Raw genomic sequence first — 23,281 nt, forward strand, 5'->3', positions numbered from 1 at the left:
ATGATAAAATTATTAAAACTGGAATACTACAAAAACCTGAACTATAAGCCGTTCAAAGTTTTTACCATATTATATTTCGCTATTCTTATTGCTTTGCTTTTCATTGGATTGGTTGATTTTGATATTTTCGGAGGAACCATTAATTTAAAAGAGCAGGGAATTTATAATTTCCCGGAAATCTGGAACTTTACCACATGGATTGTCGCTTTACTGAAAATTTTCCTGGGACTGATTATTGTCTTCTCTATTTCACAGGAATTCAGCAACAGAATGTTTAAGCAGAATACGATTGATGGATTAAGCAGAAAAGAATTTATCACTTCAAAGCTGCTGACAATAAGTATTTTCACGATCGTTTCAACGTTGATTGTATTGGGTATTACTATATTCCTTGGTTATCAATATTCAAATACAAAAGAATCTGCAAAGGTTGTTGCTGAGATTTTCTTTATTGGAAATTACTTTGTAAAACTGTTCACTTTCTTCTGTTTCTTAATGTTTCTTTCTATTTTACTGAGAAAATCGGTGTTTGTATTTCTTGCTCTTTTTGTCTTCTGGATTGGCGAAGGAATTTTAACTGCCGTGGAAGTATTCTCAAAAGTAAAAGGGATGCAGGGGCCGCAAAGGAATGAAATTCTTCAGAATGACTTTTTCATCACGCATCTTTTACCGTTGGAAAGTATGTCCAGCCTTATTCCTAATCCGATGATGAGATTAAATATGGTGAAAATGATGGGCGTAAAATATGAATTCCACTACCCTACAGAAAGCCTTATTGCTTGCCTGGTTTGGTCTGCTCTATTCATATTCGGATCGTACTGGATTCTGAGAAAAAGAGATTGGTAGGTTTCAATGATTAGAATTAAAGATTCAAAAAAATTAAAGTGGTTCGTTTCGGATCACTTTTTTGGCTTAAAATTTTCATTAGGTTTCGCTAAAAACTAACCATGAAAAAAATATTCTACGTACCCGGGTTAATCAGTGCCATACTGATTCCTGTTCTGTTTTGGTATTATGGAAATCAGAAATTTGAGGAAATTAACCTCAATGTCATTGATATATGGTTGCCACCTAAAAATGAATCAGGAAAAGAAGCGTCTCCTTTAAGCTTTGAACCTTACAGAAACTGGAATTACAAAAAAATTAAAATAGAACCAAGCACAGCCAAGCAAAATTCAAAATTATATGTTTCTGAACTGAAAAATCTCCAGAAAAGAAATGAGAAAGAGTCTGGTATTGAATTTATTTTAGATCAAAATAGTACCTATGGTGATTTTGTATCTGTTTTGAATGATTTAGCGATAGCCAAACAAGATCAATATGCCGTTGATCTGGAGAAATCAGGACATATTTTTGCTGTTTACAGCTATGTTGACCCTAATGCTCAACCGCTTGAATATGAATGTTTACTTTGTAATGATACCATAGATTGGGGACCAGCAGAAACTGTGAATATTTTTGAATCTACCCGCTATGGGAAAATCTTTAACTTGTTTACTACTGTTTCCAAAGAAACCTCCTACCTTATTTTTGGATTTCTGATATTTCTAAATATTTCCATGCTCAGCATCAAAGAAAAATTTCAACTATATCATTAATTCAAAATAAAAAGGCTGCCATTTGGCAGCCTTCCTTTCACATTACTTTTTATCTAACAACGGAAGATATTTTCCGTATCCTTTTGTTTCCATTTCAGCTTTCGGAATAAATTTCAGCGAAGCACTGTTGATACAGTAACGAAGTCCGCCTTTGTCTGCAGGGCCGTCTGTGAAAACGTGTCCTAAGTGGGCATCACCGGTTTTACTTCTTACTTCTACCCTGGTCATTCCGTGGGTACGGTCCATTTTTTCATCAATCAAAGCCTTTGTAATTGGTTTTGAGAAACTTGGCCATCCACAGCCGGATTCAAATTTATCTGTAGAAATAAACAAAGGTTCTCCTGTGGTAATATCTACATAAATTCCTTCGCGGGTTTCATTCCAGTATTCATTCTGAAAAGGTCTTTCTGTGCCGTTTTCCTGCGTAACATTATACTGTTCTGCAGTCAGTTTTTCTTTTAAAACTTTTTTATCCTGTTTTTGATACGTTGGCTTTGGAAGCGGATTGGCTTTTTTGGCCATTTCAAAAAGTCCCGGTTCAATATGGCAGTAGCCTCCCGGATTTTTATCCAGATAATCCTGGTGATAATCTTCTGCTCTGTAGAAGTTTTTCAGTGGAATAGTTTCTACCAATAAAGGTTTATTATAGTTTTTTGCCAGTTTCTGAACCTCATCTTTTACAATAGCTTCATCTGTTTTGTTGGTAAAATAGATTCCTGTTCTGTACTGGTTTCCTCTGTCATTTCCCTGCTGATCTTTACTGGTAGGGTCAATGGTTTTAAAATAAAGGTCAATTAACAGTTTCAGATCTACCTGCTCGGGATCATACTTCACTTTCACTGTTTCAGCAAAACCTGTTGTATGGCTTACTACTTCTTCATAGGTAGGATTTTGAGTATTCCCGTTGGCATAGCCCACTTCTGTTCCTACAACTCCACGAATCTGTTGAAAAAAATGTTCTGTTCCCCAGAAACATCCCCCTGCAAAATAAATCTCTTTAACGTTTTTATTATCCATAATTTTCTCATTTTCTTTTTTTACTTCCACTTCATTATGCTTCGCTTTTTTAAAAAGCCCGGATCCTGCAGCAAAAACTGCTATACCCAGAATGATTCCGAGTACAATTAATATATTTTTCATTTTTACCTTTTTATTCATTACTTATTATTTTGAACGAGCATCAATCCAAATCCTAAGAGCATCAGGTCCTTTACAATAAAGAAATCTGTCACAGGCACTCCGTCCACCACTTTCCACATTTCCGGTGTTGTAAACAAATAGCTTAAGGTTACCAGAAAGGTGACTATCATTCCAATTCCTGCATACTTCTTCAGTACAGCAAATTTCGCACTAAATATCAGGAGTAATGCAATGATAATTTCTATCGTTCCGATAAGATTTGACACTGCCTGAACGCTCATAATCTTATATACGAAAAAAGTTAAGAAATGGTTTTCCACCAAAGGTTTTATTGCGGCTGCTTCTGTAGGGGTAAATTTGAAGATACCGATCCACAGCAAAATAAGAGCTGCTCCGAAGAGGGAGATATAATACCCGGCCCGGGTGAATTGATTGTTAGTTTCCTGTACTGTTCCGACCATGTTTTTAAGATTTTAATTGAATACTTTATTGTTTTCAATAGTATAGTCGGAGCCTTTTTACAATCCTGACAGAATTTTTCCTAGAAATTCAATTTATCGATCATTTTATTTTTAAAATCCTGAATTTCAAACTCATTTATTTCAGTTTCTTTTTCAGAAAAAGTTTTTTTAAAAACTTTATCCAGAATTTCCAGCTTTTGTTTATACATTCTGCACCATTTACAGATCATCAGGTGCATGCTCAACATCCTGTTTTCTTTGGCAGAAATAGATTGGGCATTCCTTTTTTCCATCAGTAAAGTGGCTTCACTACATGGTAAAAATAATTTATGTAATATTTCTTTTATCATTTTACTTACGATCTTGAAAACCAGTTAAACTCCAGGCATTCTCTGAGCTGCATACGGCTTCTTTGCAAAATCTTCCAGAGATTAGTCGTAGAAACATTCAATTCCTGACTTACTTCCGGAGCTTTTTTTTCTTCTATATAGTACATTTTCAACAGAATCTTCCATTTGGATGGCAGTTCCTCGATGCATTCTTCTAATGTTTTATTAAAATCACTGTTGTCTAAAAGTTCATCTCCATCACCTGACACATTCCAGTCATTTAAAACATCATTATTTTTCCACGATCCCGTTTCATCAAAGAAATGATCAAGTCTTATATTCGGTTCCGATTTATATTTTTTCCGGTAAAAATCTGCAACTTTCCTGTTCAGAATAGCCATCAGCCAGGTAAGAGGATTGCTTTTTCCTTCAAAAGAATCATATCCTGAATAGGCTGCAAGAAAAACTTCCTGAACAACATCCTGTGCGTCTTCCTTATTAGAAAGTACATACAGTGCCCGCTTCAAAAGTGGCCCTGAATACTGTTCTATCCAGCTTTTCAATTCTTCATCTTTTGTCATAGAAAAGGATATTTTATCTTAATCAGATGGTGACGAAGGTAGTAAGTTAAGTGGGAAATTGCAAAATTAAATAATGATCATTGGTTTTAGGCTTTATAAACTTAGTCAGGAGCATTCATCATCAAAATCCGGCACCATTCAAAACATAGCATAAAATTATTACAAATCGCTTAAAAATCTTAAATTTGCATCTTATCAAAAATTTGATATTTAAAAAAGCAAAAGCAATACTATGACATCACAAGAAATACGTCAAAAATTTTTAGACTATTTTAAAAATAAGGGGCATCTTATTGTTCCTTCAGCTCCTATTGTGCTGAAAGACGACCCTACCCTTATGTTTTCCAACTCCGGAATGACGCAGTTCAAGGATTTTTTCCTTGGCTACAAAACGCCTACCGCCCCTAGAATTGCCGATACACAAAAGTGTCTGAGAGTTTCAGGGAAACACAATGACCTGGATGATGTGGGTAGAGATACTTACCACCACACCATGTTTGAAATGTTAGGAAACTGGTCTTTCGGGGATTACTTCAAAAAAGAGGCTATTGCTTTTGCCTGGGAATTACTGACTGAAGTATACGGAATTCCAAAAGAAAATTTATACGTAACGATTTTTGAAGGTGATGCTTCTGAAAATCTGGACAGAGATCAGGATGCTTATGATTTCTGGAAATCTCACATTGCAGAAGACAGAATTATCAACGGAAATAAAAAAGATAACTTCTGGGAAATGGGTGAAAGCGGACCATGCGGACCGTGTTCAGAAATCCATGTTGACTTGAGAACACCGGAAGAAAAAGCTAAGGTTTCAGGACTTGAGCTGGTAAATAATGACCATCCACAGGTTGTAGAAGTATGGAACCTGGTTTTCATGGAGTTCAACAGAAAAGCAGATAAATCGTTAGAGAAGCTTCCTGCTCAGCACGTGGATACGGGAATGGGCTTTGAACGTCTTTGTATGGCGCTTCAAGGGAAATCTTCCAACTATGATACCGATGTTTTCACTCCGCTTATTGCTAAGGTTGAAGAACTTTCAGGTAAGAAATATACCGGAATCTTAGAAGACGAAAAAGATATTGCCATCCGTGTTGTGGTAGACCACATCAGAGCGGTTTCTTTTGCTATTGCAGATGGGCAGTTACCTTCCAACGGAGGTGCCGGTTATGTAATCAGAAGAATTTTAAGAAGAGGAATTTCTTATTCTTACCGATTCCTGGATATGAAAGAGCCTTTCCTTTACAAATTGGTGGCTGTTCTTCAGGAGCAAATGGGACCTTTCTTTCCTGAACTTGAAAAACAGGGAAAACTGGTTGCTGAAGTTATCAAAAGTGAAGAAGATTCATTCTTAAAAACAATTGAAAACGGTCTGATCAGAGTTGAAAAACTGATCCAGCAGACAACAGCCAATAATCAGAAAGTACTACCAAGTGAAGAAGTTTTTGAGCTGTATGATACTTACGGTTTCCCTGACGATTTAACAAGAATTATTGCTGAAGAAAAAGGGCTGACCATTGATGAAGAAGGTTTCAAAGCTGAAATGGAGAAACAAAAACTTCGTTCCAAAGCTGATTCTGCTCAGAAAGTATATGACTGGGTAAATCTTGAATCGAAGCCTGAAACCTTTGTAGGATATGACCAGACTGAATCTGAAACGTATATTACCAGATACAGAAAGGTAGAAAATAAAGACGGAGAATTTTACCAGGTAGTACTAAGCAGCTCTCCTTTCTACCCTGAAGGTGGTGGACAGGTTGGAGACAAAGGTGTTCTTGAGAATGCAGTCGAAAGCTTTGAAGTTTTAGAAACCAAAAAAGAAAACGGATTAATCATTTCTTTGATCAACGGCCTTCCAAAAGATGCAGGCGCAGTTTTCTATGCTAAAGTAAATGCTTCAGAAAGAAAAAATTCTCAGGCCAACCACTCTGTGACTCACCTTCTGCACGAGGCTTTAAGAGATGTTTTAGGAACTCACGTAGAGCAGAAAGGTTCTTATGTAGGTCCTGACTATCTTCGTTTCGACTTCTCTCATTTCAACAAAATGACTGAAGAAGAACTGGCATTAATTGAAGAAAAAGTAAATAAAAAGATCAAAGAAAGTATTGCTTTACAGGAATTCAGAAACATTCCTATTCAGGAAGCTCTGGAGAAAGGAGCAATGGCTTTATTTGGTGAAAAATATGGTGACAATGTGAGAATGATCCAGTTTGGAAGTTCAAAGGAACTTTGCGGAGGAACTCACGTAAAAAACACCAGCGAAATCGGTCATTTCAAAATCACTTCTGAAGGTTCTGCTGCTGCGGGAATCAGAAGGATTGAGGCGATTTCAGGAGATAAATCTGAGGAATATTTCAACAATCTTGAAAAACAGATCACTGAACTTTCTCAATTATTAAAGTCTAAAGATGTTGTAAGATCTATCGAGAAACTGATCGAAGAAAATACGTCATTGAAGGCTGAAGTAGACGCCCTTAAAAAGGAAAAAGCAAAAGGAGAAATCGGAGAATGGAAAAATGCTTATGAGCAGAAAGGCAACAAGCAGCTTCTTGTGAAGAAAACTTCCTTGGATGCAGGTTCTGTAAAAGACATCGTATTCCAGCTGAAGAGAGAAATCCCTGCTTCTGTAACGATCATTCTTTCTGATGCAGACGGAAAACCAATGATTACTGTTGGAGTTTCTGATGATCTGGCTGCCGATTACCAGGCTGGCGCTATCGTAAAGGATCTTGCAAAAGAAATCCAAGGTGGTGGTGGTGGAAACCCAGGTTTTGCAACAGCAGGTGGTAAAAACCTTGAAGGGTTAGAAAATGCTTACCAAAAAGCTTTGAATATCTAAAATAGGATACCTATTATAAATATTAGAACCGGCTGTTTCATTTTGAGACAGCCGGTTTTAGTTTTAACTATTATCTTTTATTTAACGCTAAGGACGCAAGAAACCCTCATATCATCATAGATATTTTCGTTCGCAAAGGCGTTACGCTCAGCCATGAAATGATTGCGTTTTTTGCTAAATAGAATGCCTTTGCGAACGAAAAAAAGTAGGTATTTAAAAGCCTTAGCGTCTCTGCGTTATAATATAGCATTCCTTATTATTCAGATATTCATCAAAATCTCTCTATTTATATCCATTCTAATTATTGACCTTACCTTAACAAATCATTACTTAATCTTAAACTATTTGTTTTGTCTTCTTAAAACTTAGTTAACAATAGACCGTTAGTTTTGCCTTAATCGAAATTCAAAAAATATAATTATGAAAATTAACAAAACTATCGGAGCCCTACTCTTTGCTTCCCTTGTATTTCAAGGCTGCAACGATGACAATAATGGGGATTCCAATACCCCTTCCAATGGCAAAATCAAGCTTGAAAATTTTTCTAAAGAACCTGCTTTCGTTTATGGAATGCAAGGTTTTGAAAATTTAAATATTACGACCCTTATTTCCAGTTCTGATGTGCTTCCAGGTTCTCCTGATTTCGTTTTCGGAGGCCAGCCTGATGGAATGGGACTTATGAAAGATCCTAATTCTGACGGTTACCTGATGATCACTAATCATGAGATCAAGCAATCTGTATCAAGAGTATATTTAGATAAAACGTTTAAACCTGTAAAAGGAGAATATATTTTAAACGGAACCGGAGGAATGACAAGATTATGTTCCGCTACATTGGCAACTCCTGAAATTCACGGTTTCAGTGCGTTCCTTACTGCAGGTGAATCAGGTGAAGAAAGTATGGTTCACGCTTTAAATCCTTTGGCTCCAACTTCTCAGGCAACTGATAAAACAAGAGTAAAACCAGCTTTGGGAAAGGCTTCTATGGAAAATGCGGTTCCACTTCCTAAAGATGTTTCTAACGGAAAAACTTATATTATTATTGGTGAAGATCAGTCTTATTCTTCTTCTCACCAGTCTGCAGGACAATTAATCATGTATGTAGCCGATACGCAGGGAGATCTTGATAACGGGAAGTTATATTCTTTAAAAAGAACCAACAGCAACTACACTGAAACAGATATGACAAAAGGAAGCAGCTACGATGTAGAATTTGTAGAAATTCCTAATGCCAAAAATCTTACAGGTGCTCAGATTAACCAGAAAAACATTGATAATAACGCCATCCGTTTTTCAAGAGTGGAAGATGTGGATTATAGAAAAGGAGCAGGAAAAGGAAGAGAAATTTACTTTACCGCTACAGGAGAATCTTCTGACGGTATAAATCCGAAAGCGGGATTAACAATGTGGGGAAGAGTTTATAAGCTTGTTCTGAACTCCAATAATATGCTGACAGGAAAGCTGGAAATTGTAGCTGAAGGAGATTCCAATCCTGGAAATAATCTTATCAATCCTGATAACTTATGCGTGACTGAAAACTTTGTATACATTCAGGAAGATGGAGATTCTTATTACAAAAATGCCAACCACGATTCTTACATCTGGCAGCTGAATATCGCTACAAAACAATACAAACCATGGTTGAACATGAAGCACAACAGGGGTGATTCTGCATGGCAGACTGCTTACAACCAGTCCGGAGATCTGCAGAAATTCGGTTCATGGGAATTCGGGGCAATGGTTGATATTTCAGATATCATCGGAATTCCGAACACATTCTCTGTGAACATCCACTCTCATACATGGCAGCTGGATAAATTTAAAAATCCTGACGGTTCCGGAATCAACACCAATAAAGAAGGTGGACAGATTGTAATCATCAGAAACGTAGAAAAATAGTTTCAAATTCTTCATATCAAATTCAATTAAAGTATCAATAGAAAATCTCTGTTGATACTTTTCATACTTATGAATAAACTTTCAAAATACCCGATACTTCTTTTTTTATACTGTGCAGCAGCACTTTTTACGCTCTATTATTGTAAAAAAGATAAACAGCAGCCCGTATATGAAGATCTTGGTTCTGTAAAAAGCAGGATTATCAAAACCAATACTGATTTTGAAAAACAGATCAATGAACTGAAAGCCCTTATTTCCAAAAATTCTGACGAAAAACTTCTTCAGGAAAAATTTCAGGATATCAGAAAAACCTACAAAAAAATGGAATGGGCTGTAGAATACTTCTTGCCCCACTCTGCGAGATTTATCAATGGTCCTGCCCTTCCTGAAATAGAAATGGATGAGCATACAGAGCTAGAACCCGAAGGACTGCAGGTGTTGGAAGAGATGCTTTATCCCTATGATAAAGGGAATAAAGATGAGGTGATCAGAATGCTCAATAAGCTCATCAATAAAAGCAATACCATAGCCACCAACTTTCAGGTCATTACCATCAGTAAAGACCAGGTTTTTGATGCATTAAGGCAGGAAGCTTTCAGAATTTCAAGTTTGGGAATTGCAGGTTTTGATACTCCGGTTTCCGGAATATTTTTACAGGAAATGCCTTCTTCACTGGAAGGAATCAAAGAGACACTGGAACAAATTTCCACTGAACGTTCGAAAGACAAAGCTTTAAAAAGTATCATTACAGAAATCAATTCAGCCATTGAAGTCCTGCAAAGAAACACAGACAAAAATACTTTTGACTATGCCAGTTTTATCCCTGATCATTTGAACAAGATCACCACTCTGATGCTTGATTTTAAAAACCAGGAGAAAATTCCGGATGTTGAGGTAACGACAGCTTTAAACAAAAATGCGGCTACATTCTTTGCTAAAAATGCTTTCAATCCTAATGCTTTCACTCCGGGAAAAGAATATGTATTCTCTGAAGAAAAGGCAGCTCTCGGGCACCAGCTTTTTAATGATAAAATCCTTTCCAACAACAATAACCGAAGCTGTGCAACCTGTCATATTCCTGAGAAAGCATTTACTGACGGGCTTGCCAGATCTATGTCACTGGAAAATTCGGAGCTTGCAAGAAATGCTCCTTCCCTCAACTATGCAGGCTATCAGCATGGCCAGTTCTGGGATATGAGAAAGGACGATCTGGAAGGACAGAGTTCGGATGTGATCTCCAATAAAGAAGAAATGCATGGTGATCTGAATGTCATTCTCACGAAAATCAATCAGGATAAAAACTATCAAGCGGCATTTAAAAAGATTTATCATTCCCAAAAAACAGAGGTGTGGCAGCTTCAGAATGTACTGGCGAGTTATATTCGTTCTTTGTCAAAATTCAATTCTGCTTTTGATGATTATATGAGAGGAAATAAGTCGGCAATGACGGAAAACCAAAAGCAGGGTTTCAATCTTTTTGTTGGAAAAGCCCAATGTGCAATATGTCATTTTGTTCCTTTATTTAATGGTACCGTTCCTCCCAATTTTAAGAAAACTGAGCAGGAGGTTTTAGGAATGGCAGTCAATGGAGAAAATAAAACCTTTGACAATGATCCGGGAAGAGGAAAATTCCATGAAACAGTACCATCGTTACAGCATTCCTTCAAAACGCCTACCCTCAGAAACATTAATAAAACAGCTCCTTACATGCACAACGGAGGCTACAGGACATTGAAAGAAGTAATGAATTTTTACAACAAAGGCGGTGGAAAAGCTTTTGGATTTAAAGTAGACAATCAAACACTGTCTGACGCTCCTTTACAGCTTACTGATAAGGAAATAGATGATATTATTGAATTTATGAAAGCTTTGGATGATCAATAAACCATAGAAAACCAAATACCAGCTGATCAAAAACTCCTGAACGACTAAGGTTAAGGAGTTTTTTTATTGGAAATTTCCATGAAATACAGAAAGACTATCTAAGTGTTCTCATCATTCAGTTTTATACAGTCCAAAGTCCATGAAAACATTAGATTAAATCAATGTTATACTATGTTAAAAACTTTTCCAGAACAATAAATATCATTAATTTTGACATAGTAATTTTACATGAAAAGGGGTTTACTGTTATTATTTTTTCTGATCTGCTTTTTGGGGTATTCGCAATCAAAAATTAAGATTGTGGATGACGCCAGTCAAAAGCCTGTTTTTAATGCAAAAGTGTCATGTGATAACACAATCATTGGATACACTAATGAACAGGGCGTTCTGGAATTTAAAACAGAATGTAAAAACATTGATATTGACGCCGATTCTTATCAGAAAGAAACGGTATCAGTGGAAAGCAGTATGGAGGTTTCCCTGCTCAAAAAGTCTTCAAAAACCACCAGCATTGAAGCTGTAGTTATTGAAGATAAAAGTGATCCCCGGGCTTTGGAGATTCTGAAAAAAGTGAATAAACTTTTTAACGAAAACTCTCCAAAAAGCTTAGGCTCCTATTCCTATAAATCCTATGAAAAAATATCTCTGGATATTGATGAGGACAGCCTTACACAGTTTAATCAGTATTTCAATGATTTAAACATTTTCAAGAAAAAAAGGGAAAAAGATTCATTGAACAATATTTCTGCAAGAAAAGTATTTTCAAAAAGTAAACTCTTTCTCTGGGAAAGGGCACAGGAGTTTTTATATTCCAAAAAATATGGTGAAAAGATCAATATTCTGGACAACAGAATTTCTGGTCTGAAGCAGCCTATCTATGAAATGATTGCACTCCAGCAGAGTAACAGGGATATTGTTCCTGAGCAGGTGAAGCCCGAGAACAGAGGATTGTACAGATTCTTTCTTTCGGATACCGTTACTCTTGACGGGAGAAAAAACTTTGTGATCCGTTTCCGTGAAGTTAATTACAAAAAACCGGACAGAAAACGAAAGTATAACGGTGCCATATATGTAGATACGGAAACCTACGGAATCAAAAAGATTGAAAATTTCAGTAAAAATAAAAACGACGGAATTATTACCAGCACATGGATATTCTATAATAATAAATGGTTCCTCGCCCATGAAAAAACCAAGCTTAAAATGGGTAAAATGGCGATGGACGACAAAGAGCATGCTGACGATAAGAAGACTAAAAAAAGTTTTGGAACCTACGCTTTTCTTACCTCAAAATATTTTGATTTCGAAGCTCCTATCGAAGAGAATCCCAAAGATTTCAAAGGCTATACCTTTTCTGTAAAAAATATTGACGGCCATTCTCTGGACCGTTACAGAACAGAGCCTCTTACTGAAAGAGAACAAAATACCTATAAGACCATTGATAGTTTAGGTAAAAAATATAAAATTGACAGAAAAGCACAGATCTTATCCGGATTACTGAATGGGCAAATCAGAGTGGGTTCTGTAGATTTCGCGGTGGATGAAATTGTCAATTATAACTCTTATGAAGGCTTCAGATTAGGTTTAAAGGCCAAACTTAATGAAAATTTCAACCCCTATTTTTCACCAGACTATTATTTTGCATACGGTGTAAAAGACAGAAGATGGAAATACGGAATGGGGCTTGATATGAAAACCTCACTGGAAAAAAATTCAATTTTCAGATTTGAGGTATATGATGACGTGACGGCATCAGGAGAATTCAACAGAAAACTCTGGAATTTTAAAATGAGAACGATGAATTTCGGGAATAACCTGAATAATGATAAATATTTTCACTTTAAAGGAGCTGCTTTATCCTATATGAATGACGTGACCAATGGTCTTACCCTTGCCCTTGCCGTAAGAAGAAATACTGAAGAGGCAGAATTTGATTATCAGTTCAGAGACAGAGGGACTTCATACAGGAATTTCAATACGCTTTTTACCTTAAAATATTCTCCGAATTCTACCAATATTATGACTCCCCAGGGAAAATCTCTGATTGACCAGAAGTATCCTGAGTTGTATTTTAATTATGAGCAGAGCTACAAACTGCTGCAGGGGAACTTTAATTATTCCCGTTTTGATGCTCTTTTTGTTCATAATTTCAAGACACCAATCGGGACTACCGGTTTCAGGTTGTATGGAGGTGCTGTTTTGGGTGAAGCGCCAATCTGGAAAAACTTTACGATGAACGGGCTAGCTTCTCCTGGTAAGGATTTCAATTTTAACCTTACTTCTTACCTTGGATTTGCTACCCTGGAGGGAGGAAAATATTATAATGACAGGTTTATCGCCTATTACTTCACCCACAAGCTTCCGTTGTATTTCAAAAGTTTCGGGCACAATGTTTCCAGCTTTGATTTTGTTCTGAGAGGAACTATCGGAGATATGAAGCATCCTGAATACCACCAGTTTAAGTTCAGAAAGCTGGATCACCTGTATCAGGAAGTAGGGTTGGAATGGAACAATTTCCTTTCCAGTTATTTTAACTTAGGCTTGTTCTACAGAGTGGGTTATTACGCAACTCCTCATTTCAAAGAAAACTTTGCCATTCAGTTTAAGCTGAAGTTTCTCGAGTTTTAACCGTCAGAAAAAGACAAAATCTTTATTTTTGAATGTAAATTCAGGAATATTCACCGATAATATATAAAAAAGAGCATGCAGAAAATCGAAATCAAAGCAGAACAGTTTTTTGAATTATTAAAATTAAAAGACACTCCGATGTGGGAAATTTTCTCACAGATGATCGATGGGAACGAAAAGGAAATTATCTTTTTAGACAATGAAGACAAGGTCCTTTTTACTTATATTTTACCTTCTACAAAGGAAAAACTGGAAGAAGACAGAAAGGAATTTTCAAAACAGTTTTCAGAGAAATTAGCTGAATTTAATTAAATACTGCTATGAATAAAAATTACATTTACGCTCTGTTGAGCCTTTTCCTGTTTACCCTGGGAAATGCTCAGAATTATAAAAAACCTTTGGTTTCTGCCATCAAAGAAGCTGATCTTCGTACCGATATGTATCAGCTTGCTGCAGATCAGTTCTGGGGCCGTGAAGCAGGAACGCTGGATGAATTAAAAGTCTCCATGTGGCTTGCCGACAAAGCCAAAGAAGCAGGAATGAAACCTGCCGGAGATAACGGAACATTTTTCCAGTTTTTTGATATGTACAGACATCAGGTAATTCCACAAAGCAGTCTGAAAATTGGAGACAATAGTTTAAAATTATGGAAAGATTTCCTTGTTGCAGAGCCTGTAAATGCTTCTGTAGACGCTGAAATAGTATATGCCGGAAATGCAGAGCCTGAAGATCTGGCAAAACTCAATATCAAAGGAAAAGTGCTTGCTGTAAACGCTTCAGATAAAAATATTTCTAAGGATATGACCCTTTTTGTAAGAAGATATCCGGGATTTGTAAGGAATAAATATTACAATAAAGCTTCTGAACTGGGAGCAAAAGCAATTATTTTCATCACCGATGACACCTCTGAACAAAGCTGGGTGGAAGTACTTCCTCAAATGACAAGAGGAAGCTACGGTGTGGAAGGATTAAGAGAAAAAATCACCAATAATATTCCTGTTTTATGGATCAAAAGAGAAAATGCAGGATGGGTAAAAAACAATCCTAAAGCTTCGCTGAATCTGATCACTGAAACCTACAAATATCCATCTGTGAATATCATCGGAAAAATAGAGGGTACTGATCCGGTTCTTAAAAACGAATATGTTCTGCTAAGCGGACACCAGGATCATGACGGAATCCGACATCCTGTAAAGAATGATACGATCTACAATGGTGCTGATGATAATGCAAGTACCTGTGTTGCGATGCTGGCAATGGCAAGAGCTTACAAAAAGCAGCCGGGAAAAAGAAGCATCCTGTTTGTTTTCCATGGAGCTGAAGAAAGAGGATTGCTAGGTTCCAGATGGCATGCAGCGCATCCGGTTGTTCCAAAAGAGAAAATTGTAGCCGTACTTAATGGTGATATGATTGGAAGAAATGACAATAATGAAGCTGCTTTATTAGGAGGAAATGCTCCACACAAGAATTCTGAAGAGCTTGTAAAAATGGCTGAAGAAGCCAATAATGAGAGTACAAAATTCAAATATCTGAAAGATTGGGATTCTCCGAGCCACGCTGAATATTTCTATTTCAGAAGCGATCATCTTCCTTATGCTAAAATTGGTATTCCTGCTATATTCTTCACGAGTGTACTGCATGATCAGTATCACACACCACAGGATGAATCTGAGAACATCAATTACAAAAAGCTTTATAAAATGACGGAATGGATGTACAGAACATCATGGAAAGTTGCTAATGAAACAGAACGTCCGAAAGTAATTTCTAATTTTTCACTGGAAAGATAATTGATAAGGAAAAAAATTTAACCATTAAGAAGAATTTAGATTATAAGGAAAGTTAAGATTCAAATGAATTTGAATAAAGCATTCTGCTTAATAAATATCTGAAGATATTTTCCTTCATTATTCTTAAAAACTTAACCATCCTTAATGGTTTAAAATAATTTTTAATTAATGATACTTCTTTTGTCTTAAAACAAAAGAATCAAAAATTCAAGACTTAGAAACTTCCGCTAAAAATGAAATCTGTTCTCTAAAAACTCTAAAACTCGTGCGGTAGCAATGTATGTTTAGAATCATATTATGTCCCGCACTCAGACAGTAGAGTTTTTTTAACGTTCTCAGAATTCATTTTCTTAACGCTCCAGTTTCTTATGTCATTTGACATTGCCAAAAACATAAAAGCTTCACAAATTGTGAAGCTTTTTTCATCATTGTGTTTTTAGAATCTGATTGACTACGAAATAATTTAATATTGAATATGTATTTAACCATTAAGTAAAATTAAGATTGTAAGGAAAGTTAAGATTCAAATGAATTTGAATAAAGCATTCAGCTTATTAAATATCTGAAGATATTTTCTTCATTATTCTTAAAATTTTAATCCTTCTTAATGGTTCAAAAAATAAAAGCTTCACAGATTGTGAAGCTTTTTTCATCATTGTGTTTTTAGAATCTGATTGTGTACGAAATAATTTAATATTGAATATTTGTTATTGTTCTTTTGTCTTGAAACAAAAGAACCAAAAATTCAAAACTTAGAAACTTCCGCTAAAAATGAAATCTGTTCTCTAAAAACTCTAAAACTCGTGCGGTAGCAATGTATGTTTAGCATCATATTTTGTCCCGTACTCAGACAGTAGAGTTTTTTTAACGTTCTCAGAATTCATTTTTTTAACGCTGCAGTTTCTTATGTCATTAATATGGTCGATAAAAGAAAATTTCTGTGTTTAATAAACATTCCTTTAAATAAGAAGATTCATCAGTGAAGGGTCATTGTTCAGATAGTTGACAAAAAAATCATATTGTTTCATCTTATCGATTAAAGGAGTGAAATCTTTATTTTGTTTCAGAGCAATTCCTACCACTGCAATACCCTTTTCTTTTGAATTTTTCTGGGTGTATTCAAAATAGGTGATGTCATCATCAGGCCCCAGCACATCCATTACAAAGGTTTTCAATGCTCCCGGACGCTGTGGAAATCTGACCAGGAAATAATGTTTTAATCCTGCATAAAGCAACGCTTTTTCCTTGATTTCTTCCATACGGGTAATATCATTATTGCTTCCACTGATGATGCAGACTACATTTTTACCTTTTATTTCATTCCCATATTTTTCCAATGCAGCCACTGAAAGAGCTCCTGCAGGTTCTACAACAATGGCATCTTTATTATATAATGACAATATGGTTTCACATACGAGTCCTTCATCTACCGTAGCCATATCGTGCAAGATATTTTTACAACGTTCAAAAGTAAGATCTCCCACCTTCTGCACAGCTGCTCCATCTACAAACCGGCTGATCTTTTCAAGAAGGACAGGCTTTCCTTTTTCCAGCGCTTTTTTCATACTTGCTGCCGCCGAAGGTTCTACCCCAATGATTTTTGTCTCCGGGGACAGATGCTGAAATACGGAACAAATTCCTGCTGCCAGTCCTCCACCTCCAATCGGGACAAAAAGATAATCAACAATACCTTCAGCCTGCTCCAGAATCTCCAGTGCTGTTGTGGCCTGCCCTTCAATGATCGCAGGATCATCAAAAGGATGGATAAATGCGCTGTTATGATCTTCACAAAACCTCAGCGCAGCATCTTTAGCCGCATCAAATGTATCTCCAAACAAAATGACTTCAATATATTCTCCCCCGAACATTTTCACCTGTTCAAGTTTTTGTCCGGGTGTTGGTAAAGGCATGAAAATAGTACCTTTCACCTTCATAGTATGACAGGCAAAAGCCACTCCCTGTGCATGGTTTCCGGCACTGGCACACACGACTCCTTTTGAGAGTTCTTCCGGTGACATCGTTGCCATCTTATTATAGGCTCCTCTTATTTTATAGGATCTTACCCTTTGAAGATCTTCTCTTTTGAAACGGATATTCGCCTCATAAATAGCTGACAGATTGTTATTGACAGCCAAAGGTGTTTTTACCACTACATTTTTTAATCGTTCCTCCGCTTTATAGACATTCTCTAAAACGGAGGAACTTATTTCCTCTTTCATCATCTTGTATAAGTATTAATTGTTTTCGGGTCTCAGGCTTCGTACGGTCTTGCCGGCCTTCCACATTTCGCTTTCTCTTAACTCTGTAAGTTCTACTTCCAGTTTTTCACGATAATCCGGCTTGCTGTTACTGTCGATCGAACGTTGTGCTTCATTTCCTTTGGCAACGTTGTCATACAATTCTTCAAATAAAGGCGAAGTAGCATCTCTGAAACGTTTCCACCAATCTAAGGCTCCTCTCTGAGCAGTTGTGCTGCAATTGGCATACATCCAGTCCATCCCGTTTTCTGCCACTAAAGGCATTAATGACTGCGTAAGTTCTTCCACCGTTTCATTAAAGGCTTCAGAAGGGCTGTGTCCGTTTTTTCTCAATACATCATACTGAGCAGCAAATATTCCCTGTACGGCACCCATTAATGTTCCGCGTTCTCCGGCAAGGTCGCTGTAAACTTCTTTTTTAAAATCGGTTTCAAACAGATACCCGCTTCCTATCGCAATACCCAATGCAGTTACTCTTTCTCTGGCTTTTCCTGTAGCATCCTGATATACGGCAAAACTGCTGTTCAGACCTCTGTTCTGCAGAAACATTCTTCTTAGCGACGTTCCTGAACCTTTCGGTGCTACCAGAAATACATCTACATCAGCTGGAGGAACAATTCCTGTACGTTCGCTGAAAGTAATCCCGAAACCATGAGAAAAGTATAATGCTTTTCCTGGGGTAAGGTGTTGTTTTACTTTTGGCCAGTATTCAATCTGTGCAGCATCGCTCAGAAGGTAGCAGATTATGGTTCCTTTTTCTAAAGCTTCTTCGATTTCAAATAAAGTTTCTCCCGGTACAAATCCGTCTGCAATTGCTTTATCCCATGATTTGGAGTTCTTTCTCTGCCCTACAATGACATTAACTCCGTTATCTTTCTGATTCAAAGCCTGTCCGGGTCCCTGTACTCCATATCCAATTACGGCTACGACTTCATTTTTTAATACTTCCTGAGCTTTTTCCAACGGAAATTCATTTCTTGTTACTACATTTTCTTCTACTCCTCCAAAATTCAATTTTGCCATTTTTTTTGATTTTATAATTATTGATTATGATGTTTAATTTTATGTTTAGCTTGCATATTCTACAGCTGTCAGGTATGGATTTCTGTGATAATGCACTTCCAGAACGTCTACCTGTTTTTCCATTTGTCGGCTGATCTTCTGAACAGAATCTTCCGTTTCTCTGATCACGATGACAAACTTTTTAACTTTTTCTATTTCTGAAGGACCTACATTGAAGGTCACCATAGAAATTCTTCTTCTTGAAAAAATAGCATTGATCCGGCCGATCAATCCTAAATAATCTTCTGTATACGCTGTAATGGTATATTCTTTATGATCTGTTTTCATTTTTTTTATTTTTAAAATTTATTATTCAGTACAATTTCTGAAACACTTTTCCCTTGAGGAATCATGGGGAATACGTTGTGTTCTTTTCCCGTCATGACCTCAAGAAGGAAAGATCCTTTGTGATCAAGCATTTCCCGAAGCGCTCCTTTCAACTCTTCTCTTTCAGTTACCCTGCTTCCCGGAATATTATATCCTTTTGCTACCTGAACGAAATCGGGACTCTGAATATCCACTGAGGAATATCTTTCTTCGTGAAACAATTCCTGCCATTGTCTTACCATTCCCAGATAACAGTTATTAAGGATTAAAATTTTAACCTCAGGATGATACTGCATAATGGTTCCCAACTCCTGAATATTCATTTGAGCACCTCCATCTCCCATGACAGCAATTACAGGACGTCCAGTCTCTGCGTAGGATGCTCCTATTGCGGCAGGAAGACAGAATCCCATGGTTCCCAATCCGCCACTCGTTACGTTGGTCCGGGGATTTTTAAATTTAGAATAACGGCATGTTGCCATCTGATGCTGTCCCACGTCGGTTACAATTACCGCCTCTCCTTCTGTCATCTCGTTCAGATAACGGATAACTTCCCCCATTGTAATTTCTCCTTCTTCAGGAAAAAGTTCTGTATTGATGAGGTTGATACTTTCAATTTCATGACAGTTTTTAAATCTTTCATGCCATTCCGGGTATTCTCTTTTTGTAATCCATTTTCTAAGAAACGGAAGGGTGTGTTTACAGTTTCCAAGAACCGGAACATCTACTTTTACATTTTTATTGATCTCTGCCTTATCGATGTCCAAATGAATGATTTTTGCCTGTTTCGCATACTGATCCAATCTTCCTGTCACACGGTCATCGAAGCGCATTCCGATGGCAATCAATACATCACATTCATTGGTTAATATATTCGGTCCATAGTTTCCATGCATTCCTACCATTCCAACGGCTTGCGGATGATCAGTAGGAATAGTACTCATTCCTAAAACCGTCCATGCCACCGGAATCCCTGATTTTTCGGCAAACTCTAAAAACTCTTTTTCAGCATTTCCCAGCATAATCCCCTGCCCGGCGATAATGAAGGGTTTTTCTGCCTCATTGATCAACTGTGCCGCTTTTTCAATATTTTCAAAACATGGATCAGGATCTGGTTTATAGCTTCTCAATGAATGACATGGAGAATATCCTTTATAATCAACAGATTGCAGCTGGGCATTTTTAGTAACATCAATCAGGACAGGACCAGGACGGCCTGATTTTGCGATGTAGAATGCTTTTGCCAGTACTTCTGGAAGCTCATTGGCATCAGTCACCTGATAATTCCATTTGGTAACCGGACTTGTAACATTCATTACATCTATTTCCTGAAAGGCATCGGTTCCGAGAAGGTGTTCAAAAACCTGCCCTGTAATGCAAACAAGCGGAGTATTATCCAGTAGCGCATCAGCCAGCCCTGTTACAAGATTGGTAGCTCCGGGACCACTGGTTGCCAACACAACACCTACTTCTCCAGAAACTCTTGCCAGCCCTTGCGCTGCATGTACCGCAGCCTGTTCGTGACGTACAAGCACATGTTTCAGGTTCTTCTGATAGTCATAAAGAGCATCATAAATAGGGATAATAGCACCTCCGGGATATCCGAAAACTGTTTTTATGCCTTCGTTAAGAAATGCTTCCAGAATGATCCGGCTTCCGCTAAGTTGTATTTCTGTTGATAAATTCAGGTTTTCCATATACTTTTATTGAGTGATTTCGTCCGTTACACAGCCTTCAGCAGCCGATGATACTGTTAATGCATATTTATAAAGCAGTCCTTTCTGTACTTTAAGAGGTGGTTTTTGCCATCCTTTTTTTCTTCTTTCAATTTCTTCGTCTGAAACTTTGAGCTGTATGATATTGTTTACGGCATCAATTTCAATGAGGTCATTATCATTTACAAAGGCGATCAGACCTCCTTCGTGAGCTTCCGGAGTGATGTGACCCACTACAAATCCATGGGTTCCTCCACTAAATCTTCCGTCTGTAATCAAGGCAACGCTGCTTCCCAGACCGGCTCCAATCAACGCACTGGTAGGTTTCAGCATTTCCGGCATTCCGGGAGCACCTTTCGGACCTTCATTTCGGATGACGATAACATCACCATGTTGTACGGTACCATCCTGAATTCCTCTGATCAGATTTTTTTCGCCATCAAATACACGGGCTTTCCCTACGAAACGTTCACCTTCTTTCCCTGTGATCTTTGCTACACTCCCTTTCTCAGCAAGGTTTCCGTACAGAATTCTCAGATGTCCGGTAGCTTTTACAGGTTCTGACAATGGTTTTATAATTTTCTGTGTATTAAAATCCAGATCTGGAACATTTTCTAAATTCTCGGCTAATGTTTTCCCGGTTACCGTTAAACAATCACCGTGTAATAATCCCTGGTTTAAAAGATATTTCATTACTGATGGTATTCCTCCGTGCTCATACAGATCCTGCATCAGGTATTTTCCGCTTGGCTTTAGATCTGCCAGCACCGGAGTTTTATCACTCATCTTCTGGAAATCATCCTGAGTAAGAGGCACTCCAACACTTTTTGCCATGGCTATAAAATGTAAAACCGCATTGGTACTTCCTCCTAAAATAACAATCATGCGAAGAGCGTTTTCAAAAGCTTTACGGGTCATGATATCCGATGGTTTGATGTCTTTTTCCAATAATATTTTCAGATATTTTCCTGCTTCATAACATTCTTCCTGTTTTTCTTTACTCAAAGCAGGGTTGGAAGAGGAATACGGAAGACTCATTCCTAATGCTTCTATCGCCGAGGCCATTGTATTGGCTGTATACATTCCACCGCATGCGCCTGCTCCAGGACAGGAGTTCTTTACAACCCCATCAAAATCTTCTTGAGAGATTTCTCCTGCAATTTTTTTTCCCAAGGCCTCAAAAGCAGAAACAATGTTAAGCTGTTCACCTTTATAACAACCGGGAGCAATAGTTCCTCCGTAGACCATGATGGATGGCCTGTTCAGTCTTCCCATCGCAATAATAGTTCCCGGCATATTTTTATCACAGCCCGGCAATGCGATCAATCCGTCATAATATTGAGCTCCGCAGATGGCTTCAATGCTGTCAGCAATTACATCACGGCTTACCAGAGAGTAACGCATTCCCTCTGTTCCGTTGCTCATCCCGTCACTCACTCCAATGGTGTTAAAAATTAATCCGGCTAACCCATGATTCCATGTTCCCTTTTTTACAACCTGAGCCAGATCATTCAAATGCATATTGCAGGTATTTCCGTCATAACCCATACTGGCAATTCCGACCTGAGCCTTGTGCATATCTTCTTCTGTAAATCCTATCCCGTACAACATTGCTTTGGCTGCGGGCTGTTCGCTGTTCTGCGTGAATGTTTTTGAATATTTATTTAACATATTTTTCCTGCATTTTCTATTATTTTCCTTTCTTTAAAATGGAGTTCTTTACTAAATTTCGATCCAAAACTACATTTTGTAATATTCTTTTCATTTTCATTTTTTATAAAAATTACAATATTCAATCGTTTTAAAAACAGATACATTTTACTGATAATCAAATATTTAAAATCTAAAAATCTACAATGACAGAACTCTTACCAATTTCAAATATGCCTGCTGTACTCTCCCGCTTGCAGTCTCTTCCCAGTTCCTCGTAAAGGGAACATCATCAAGAGAATCCAGGGCAACAATTTCTGCTGCTGTACCACAGAAAAAGCCAGCATCTGCACCACGCATTTCTTCCGGTTTAAAAAAGGTCTCTTTCACAGGAATGTTTAGCTCATTACAAATCTCCATAACGGTTTGTCTGGTGATTCCCGGAAGAATGCTCCCTTTGGCTGGAGTAAACAAAACCCCATCTTTTTCGTAGAAAACATTGGCCCCGGAACTTTCGGCAACGTTTCCGTTTTCATCCAATACCAACGCTTCATCATAGCCTTTGTCTTTGGCATCCTGGCAGGCCAATATTGAGTTTACGTAATGTCCTCCTACTTTGGCTTCAACCTTGAAAGCTTTAGGATTAGGACGTTGAAAAGGGGAAGTCATAATTTTCATTTTATCTGCCAGATAGCCGTTATTCCATTCCCAGGCAAGAAGCGACAGATAAGATTTTTGTCCTTTTGAAAGGGACATATTGGGTGAGCACGTGACCAACGGACGGATATAAGCATCTGTAAAACCATTACGATCCAGAAGTTCATAAGTAAGTTCTGTAAGCTGGTTCACAGAATAATCGAAGGGAATATGCATTAACTCAGCTGATCTTTTTAGCCTTTCATAATGTTCTTTTGCTTTGAAAATCCTGGCTCCATGATCGGTGCTGTAAGATTTAATTCCTTCAAAAACAGAGTAACCATAGTGAAGTGATTGTCCATACAGATCTGTTCCGGCATCTTTCGCTTTCATAAATTTTCCGTCAAAGTAGATGGTCGTGTCGTCGTTGTAATACATGTTATAGAGGTTTAAAAAATTAACAAAAGGGAATAAAAAAAGCCCTCTC

General features: G+C 37.4%; 18 protein-coding genes. 8 read left to right on the top strand and 10 right to left on the bottom strand.

Annotation, left to right across the window (positions count from 1 at the left end; all coding sequences use genetic code 11):
• Together FN817_RS19625 and FN817_RS19630 are read left to right on the top strand one after the other, a co-directional pair.
• Entirely contained in the window at positions 1 to 846 is an 846-nt protein-coding gene (locus FN817_RS19625) for an ABC transporter permease (protein WP_047423691.1), read from the top strand.
• A 101-nt stretch (positions 847 to 947) separates the two neighbouring features.
• Complete coding sequence (locus FN817_RS19630) at positions 948 to 1,598, top strand: hypothetical protein (RefSeq protein WP_142719413.1); 651 nt, start codon at positions 948 to 950, stop codon at positions 1,596 to 1,598.
• A 42-nt stretch (positions 1,599 to 1,640) separates the two neighbouring features.
• Here FN817_RS19630 and msrB read toward each other — a convergent pair whose 3' ends face one another.
• The 4 genes from msrB to FN817_RS19650 form a co-directional block, all read right to left on the bottom strand.
• Positions 1,641 to 2,738 carry a peptide-methionine (R)-S-oxide reductase MsrB gene (gene msrB / locus FN817_RS19635; protein WP_142719414.1) on the bottom strand — a complete coding sequence of 366 codons (1,098 nt, stop codon included), beginning with the start codon at positions 2,736 to 2,738 and terminating at the stop codon, positions 1,641 to 1,643.
• A 17-nt stretch (positions 2,739 to 2,755) separates the two neighbouring features.
• On the bottom strand, positions 2,756 to 3,199 hold the full coding sequence (locus FN817_RS19640; RefSeq protein ID WP_142719415.1) for a DUF417 family protein: 444 nt from the start codon (positions 3,197 to 3,199) through the stop codon (positions 2,756 to 2,758).
• A gap of 80 nt (positions 3,200 to 3,279) precedes the next feature.
• Positions 3,280 to 3,549 carry a hypothetical protein gene (locus FN817_RS19645; RefSeq protein ID WP_142719416.1) on the bottom strand — a complete coding sequence of 90 codons (270 nt, stop codon included), beginning with the start codon at positions 3,547 to 3,549 and terminating at the stop codon, positions 3,280 to 3,282.
• 5 nt (positions 3,550 to 3,554) lie between these two features.
• The gene (locus tag FN817_RS19650; RefSeq protein WP_142719417.1) at positions 3,555 to 4,109 is read right to left on the bottom strand and encodes an RNA polymerase sigma factor; all 555 of its coding nucleotides are present in this window, start codon (positions 4,107 to 4,109) and stop codon (positions 3,555 to 3,557) included.
• Positions 4,110 to 4,341: 232 nt separating this feature from the next.
• On the opposite strand from FN817_RS19650, the gene alaS reads away from it, so the two are divergent.
• The 6 genes from alaS (at position 4,342) to FN817_RS19680 (ending at position 15,146) form a co-directional block, all read left to right on the top strand.
• Positions 4,342 to 6,945, top strand: a complete 2,604-nt coding sequence (alaS, locus tag FN817_RS19655; RefSeq protein ID WP_142719418.1) for an alanine--tRNA ligase — start codon at positions 4,342 to 4,344, stop codon at positions 6,943 to 6,945.
• Between the two features lie 420 nt (positions 6,946 to 7,365).
• Complete coding sequence (locus FN817_RS19660; protein WP_142719419.1) at positions 7,366 to 8,844, top strand: alkaline phosphatase PhoX; 1,479 nt, start codon at positions 7,366 to 7,368, stop codon at positions 8,842 to 8,844.
• A gap of 69 nt (positions 8,845 to 8,913) precedes the next feature.
• Positions 8,914 to 10,728: a cytochrome-c peroxidase gene (locus tag FN817_RS19665; protein WP_142719420.1), complete on the top strand. Its 1,815-nt coding sequence runs from the start codon at positions 8,914 to 8,916 to the stop codon at positions 10,726 to 10,728.
• A 300-nt stretch (positions 10,729 to 11,028) separates the two neighbouring features.
• Positions 11,029 to 13,356, top strand: coding sequence for a DUF5686 family protein (locus tag FN817_RS19670; protein ID WP_228451616.1), 2,328 nt, complete (start codon positions 11,029 to 11,031; stop codon positions 13,354 to 13,356).
• 75 nt (positions 13,357 to 13,431) lie between these two features.
• Complete coding sequence (locus FN817_RS19675) at positions 13,432 to 13,668, top strand: hypothetical protein (RefSeq protein WP_142719422.1); 237 nt, start codon at positions 13,432 to 13,434, stop codon at positions 13,666 to 13,668.
• Between the two features lie 8 nt (positions 13,669 to 13,676).
• Positions 13,677 to 15,146, top strand: coding sequence for a M20/M25/M40 family metallo-hydrolase (locus FN817_RS19680; protein ID WP_142719423.1), 1,470 nt, complete (start codon positions 13,677 to 13,679; stop codon positions 15,144 to 15,146).
• Positions 15,147 to 16,105: 959 nt separating this feature from the next.
• Here FN817_RS19680 and ilvA read toward each other — a convergent pair.
• From ilvA to ilvE, 6 genes are all read right to left on the bottom strand, one after another.
• A complete protein-coding gene (gene ilvA, locus FN817_RS19685; protein ID WP_142719424.1) occupies positions 16,106 to 17,368 on the bottom strand; it encodes a threonine ammonia-lyase in 1,263 nt (420 codons plus the stop codon).
• Positions 17,369 to 17,380: 12 nt separating this feature from the next.
• On the bottom strand, positions 17,381 to 18,427 hold the full coding sequence (gene ilvC / locus FN817_RS19690; protein ID WP_142719425.1) for a ketol-acid reductoisomerase: 1,047 nt from the start codon (positions 18,425 to 18,427) through the stop codon (positions 17,381 to 17,383).
• A gap of 45 nt (positions 18,428 to 18,472) precedes the next feature.
• Positions 18,473 to 18,754 carry an ACT domain-containing protein gene (locus tag FN817_RS19695; RefSeq protein ID WP_052184688.1) on the bottom strand — a complete coding sequence of 94 codons (282 nt, stop codon included), beginning with the start codon at positions 18,752 to 18,754 and terminating at the stop codon, positions 18,473 to 18,475.
• Between the two features lie 11 nt (positions 18,755 to 18,765).
• Entirely contained in the window at positions 18,766 to 20,490 is a 1,725-nt protein-coding gene (ilvB, locus tag FN817_RS19700; protein ID WP_142719426.1) for a biosynthetic-type acetolactate synthase large subunit, read from the bottom strand.
• Positions 20,491 to 20,496: 6 nt separating this feature from the next.
• A complete protein-coding gene (gene ilvD / locus FN817_RS19705; RefSeq protein WP_142719427.1) occupies positions 20,497 to 22,179 on the bottom strand; it encodes a dihydroxy-acid dehydratase in 1,683 nt (560 codons plus the stop codon).
• 180 nt (positions 22,180 to 22,359) lie between these two features.
• Positions 22,360 to 23,232 carry a branched-chain-amino-acid transaminase gene (gene ilvE, locus FN817_RS19710; protein WP_142719428.1) on the bottom strand — a complete coding sequence of 291 codons (873 nt, stop codon included), beginning with the start codon at positions 23,230 to 23,232 and terminating at the stop codon, positions 22,360 to 22,362.
• Positions 23,233 to 23,281: the final 49 nt, after the last annotated feature.

This window comes from Chryseobacterium rhizoplanae (assembly GCF_900182655.1).
Classification (GTDB): domain Bacteria; phylum Bacteroidota; class Bacteroidia; order Flavobacteriales; family Weeksellaceae; genus Chryseobacterium; species Chryseobacterium rhizoplanae.

Bases quoted from the DNA above. Each gene is read 5' to 3' on its own strand.
- FN817_RS19625 (WP_047423691.1), top strand. From the start codon at position 1: ATGATAAAATTATTAAAACTGGAATACTACAAAAACCTGAACTATAAG.
- FN817_RS19630 (WP_142719413.1), top strand. From the start codon at position 948: ATGAAAAAAATATTCTACGTACCCGGGTTAATCAGTGCCATACTGATT.
- msrB (WP_142719414.1), bottom strand. From the start codon at position 2,738: ATGAAAAATATATTAATTGTACTCGGAATCATTCTGGGTATAGCAGTT.
- FN817_RS19640 (WP_142719415.1), bottom strand. From the start codon at position 3,199: ATGGTCGGAACAGTACAGGAAACTAACAATCAATTCACCCGGGCCGGG.
- FN817_RS19645 (WP_142719416.1), bottom strand. From the start codon at position 3,549: ATGATAAAAGAAATATTACATAAATTATTTTTACCATGTAGTGAAGCC.
- FN817_RS19650 (WP_142719417.1), bottom strand. From the start codon at position 4,109: ATGACAAAAGATGAAGAATTGAAAAGCTGGATAGAACAGTATTCAGGG.
- alaS (WP_142719418.1), top strand. From the start codon at position 4,342: ATGACATCACAAGAAATACGTCAAAAATTTTTAGACTATTTTAAAAAT.
- FN817_RS19660 (WP_142719419.1), top strand. From the start codon at position 7,366: ATGAAAATTAACAAAACTATCGGAGCCCTACTCTTTGCTTCCCTTGTA.
- FN817_RS19665 (WP_142719420.1), top strand. From the start codon at position 8,914: ATGAATAAACTTTCAAAATACCCGATACTTCTTTTTTTATACTGTGCA.
- FN817_RS19675 (WP_142719422.1), top strand. From the start codon at position 13,432: ATGCAGAAAATCGAAATCAAAGCAGAACAGTTTTTTGAATTATTAAAA.
- FN817_RS19680 (WP_142719423.1), top strand. From the start codon at position 13,677: ATGAATAAAAATTACATTTACGCTCTGTTGAGCCTTTTCCTGTTTACC.
- ilvA (WP_142719424.1), bottom strand. From the start codon at position 17,368: ATGATGAAAGAGGAAATAAGTTCCTCCGTTTTAGAGAATGTCTATAAA.
- ilvC (WP_142719425.1), bottom strand. From the start codon at position 18,427: ATGGCAAAATTGAATTTTGGAGGAGTAGAAGAAAATGTAGTAACAAGA.
- FN817_RS19695 (WP_052184688.1), bottom strand. From the start codon at position 18,754: ATGAAAACAGATCATAAAGAATATACCATTACAGCGTATACAGAAGAT.
- ilvB (WP_142719426.1), bottom strand. From the start codon at position 20,490: ATGGAAAACCTGAATTTATCAACAGAAATACAACTTAGCGGAAGCCGG.
- ilvD (WP_142719427.1), bottom strand. From the start codon at position 22,179: ATGTTAAATAAATATTCAAAAACATTCACGCAGAACAGCGAACAGCCC.
- ilvE (WP_142719428.1), bottom strand. From the start codon at position 23,232: ATGTATTACAACGACGACACGACCATCTACTTTGACGGAAAATTTATG.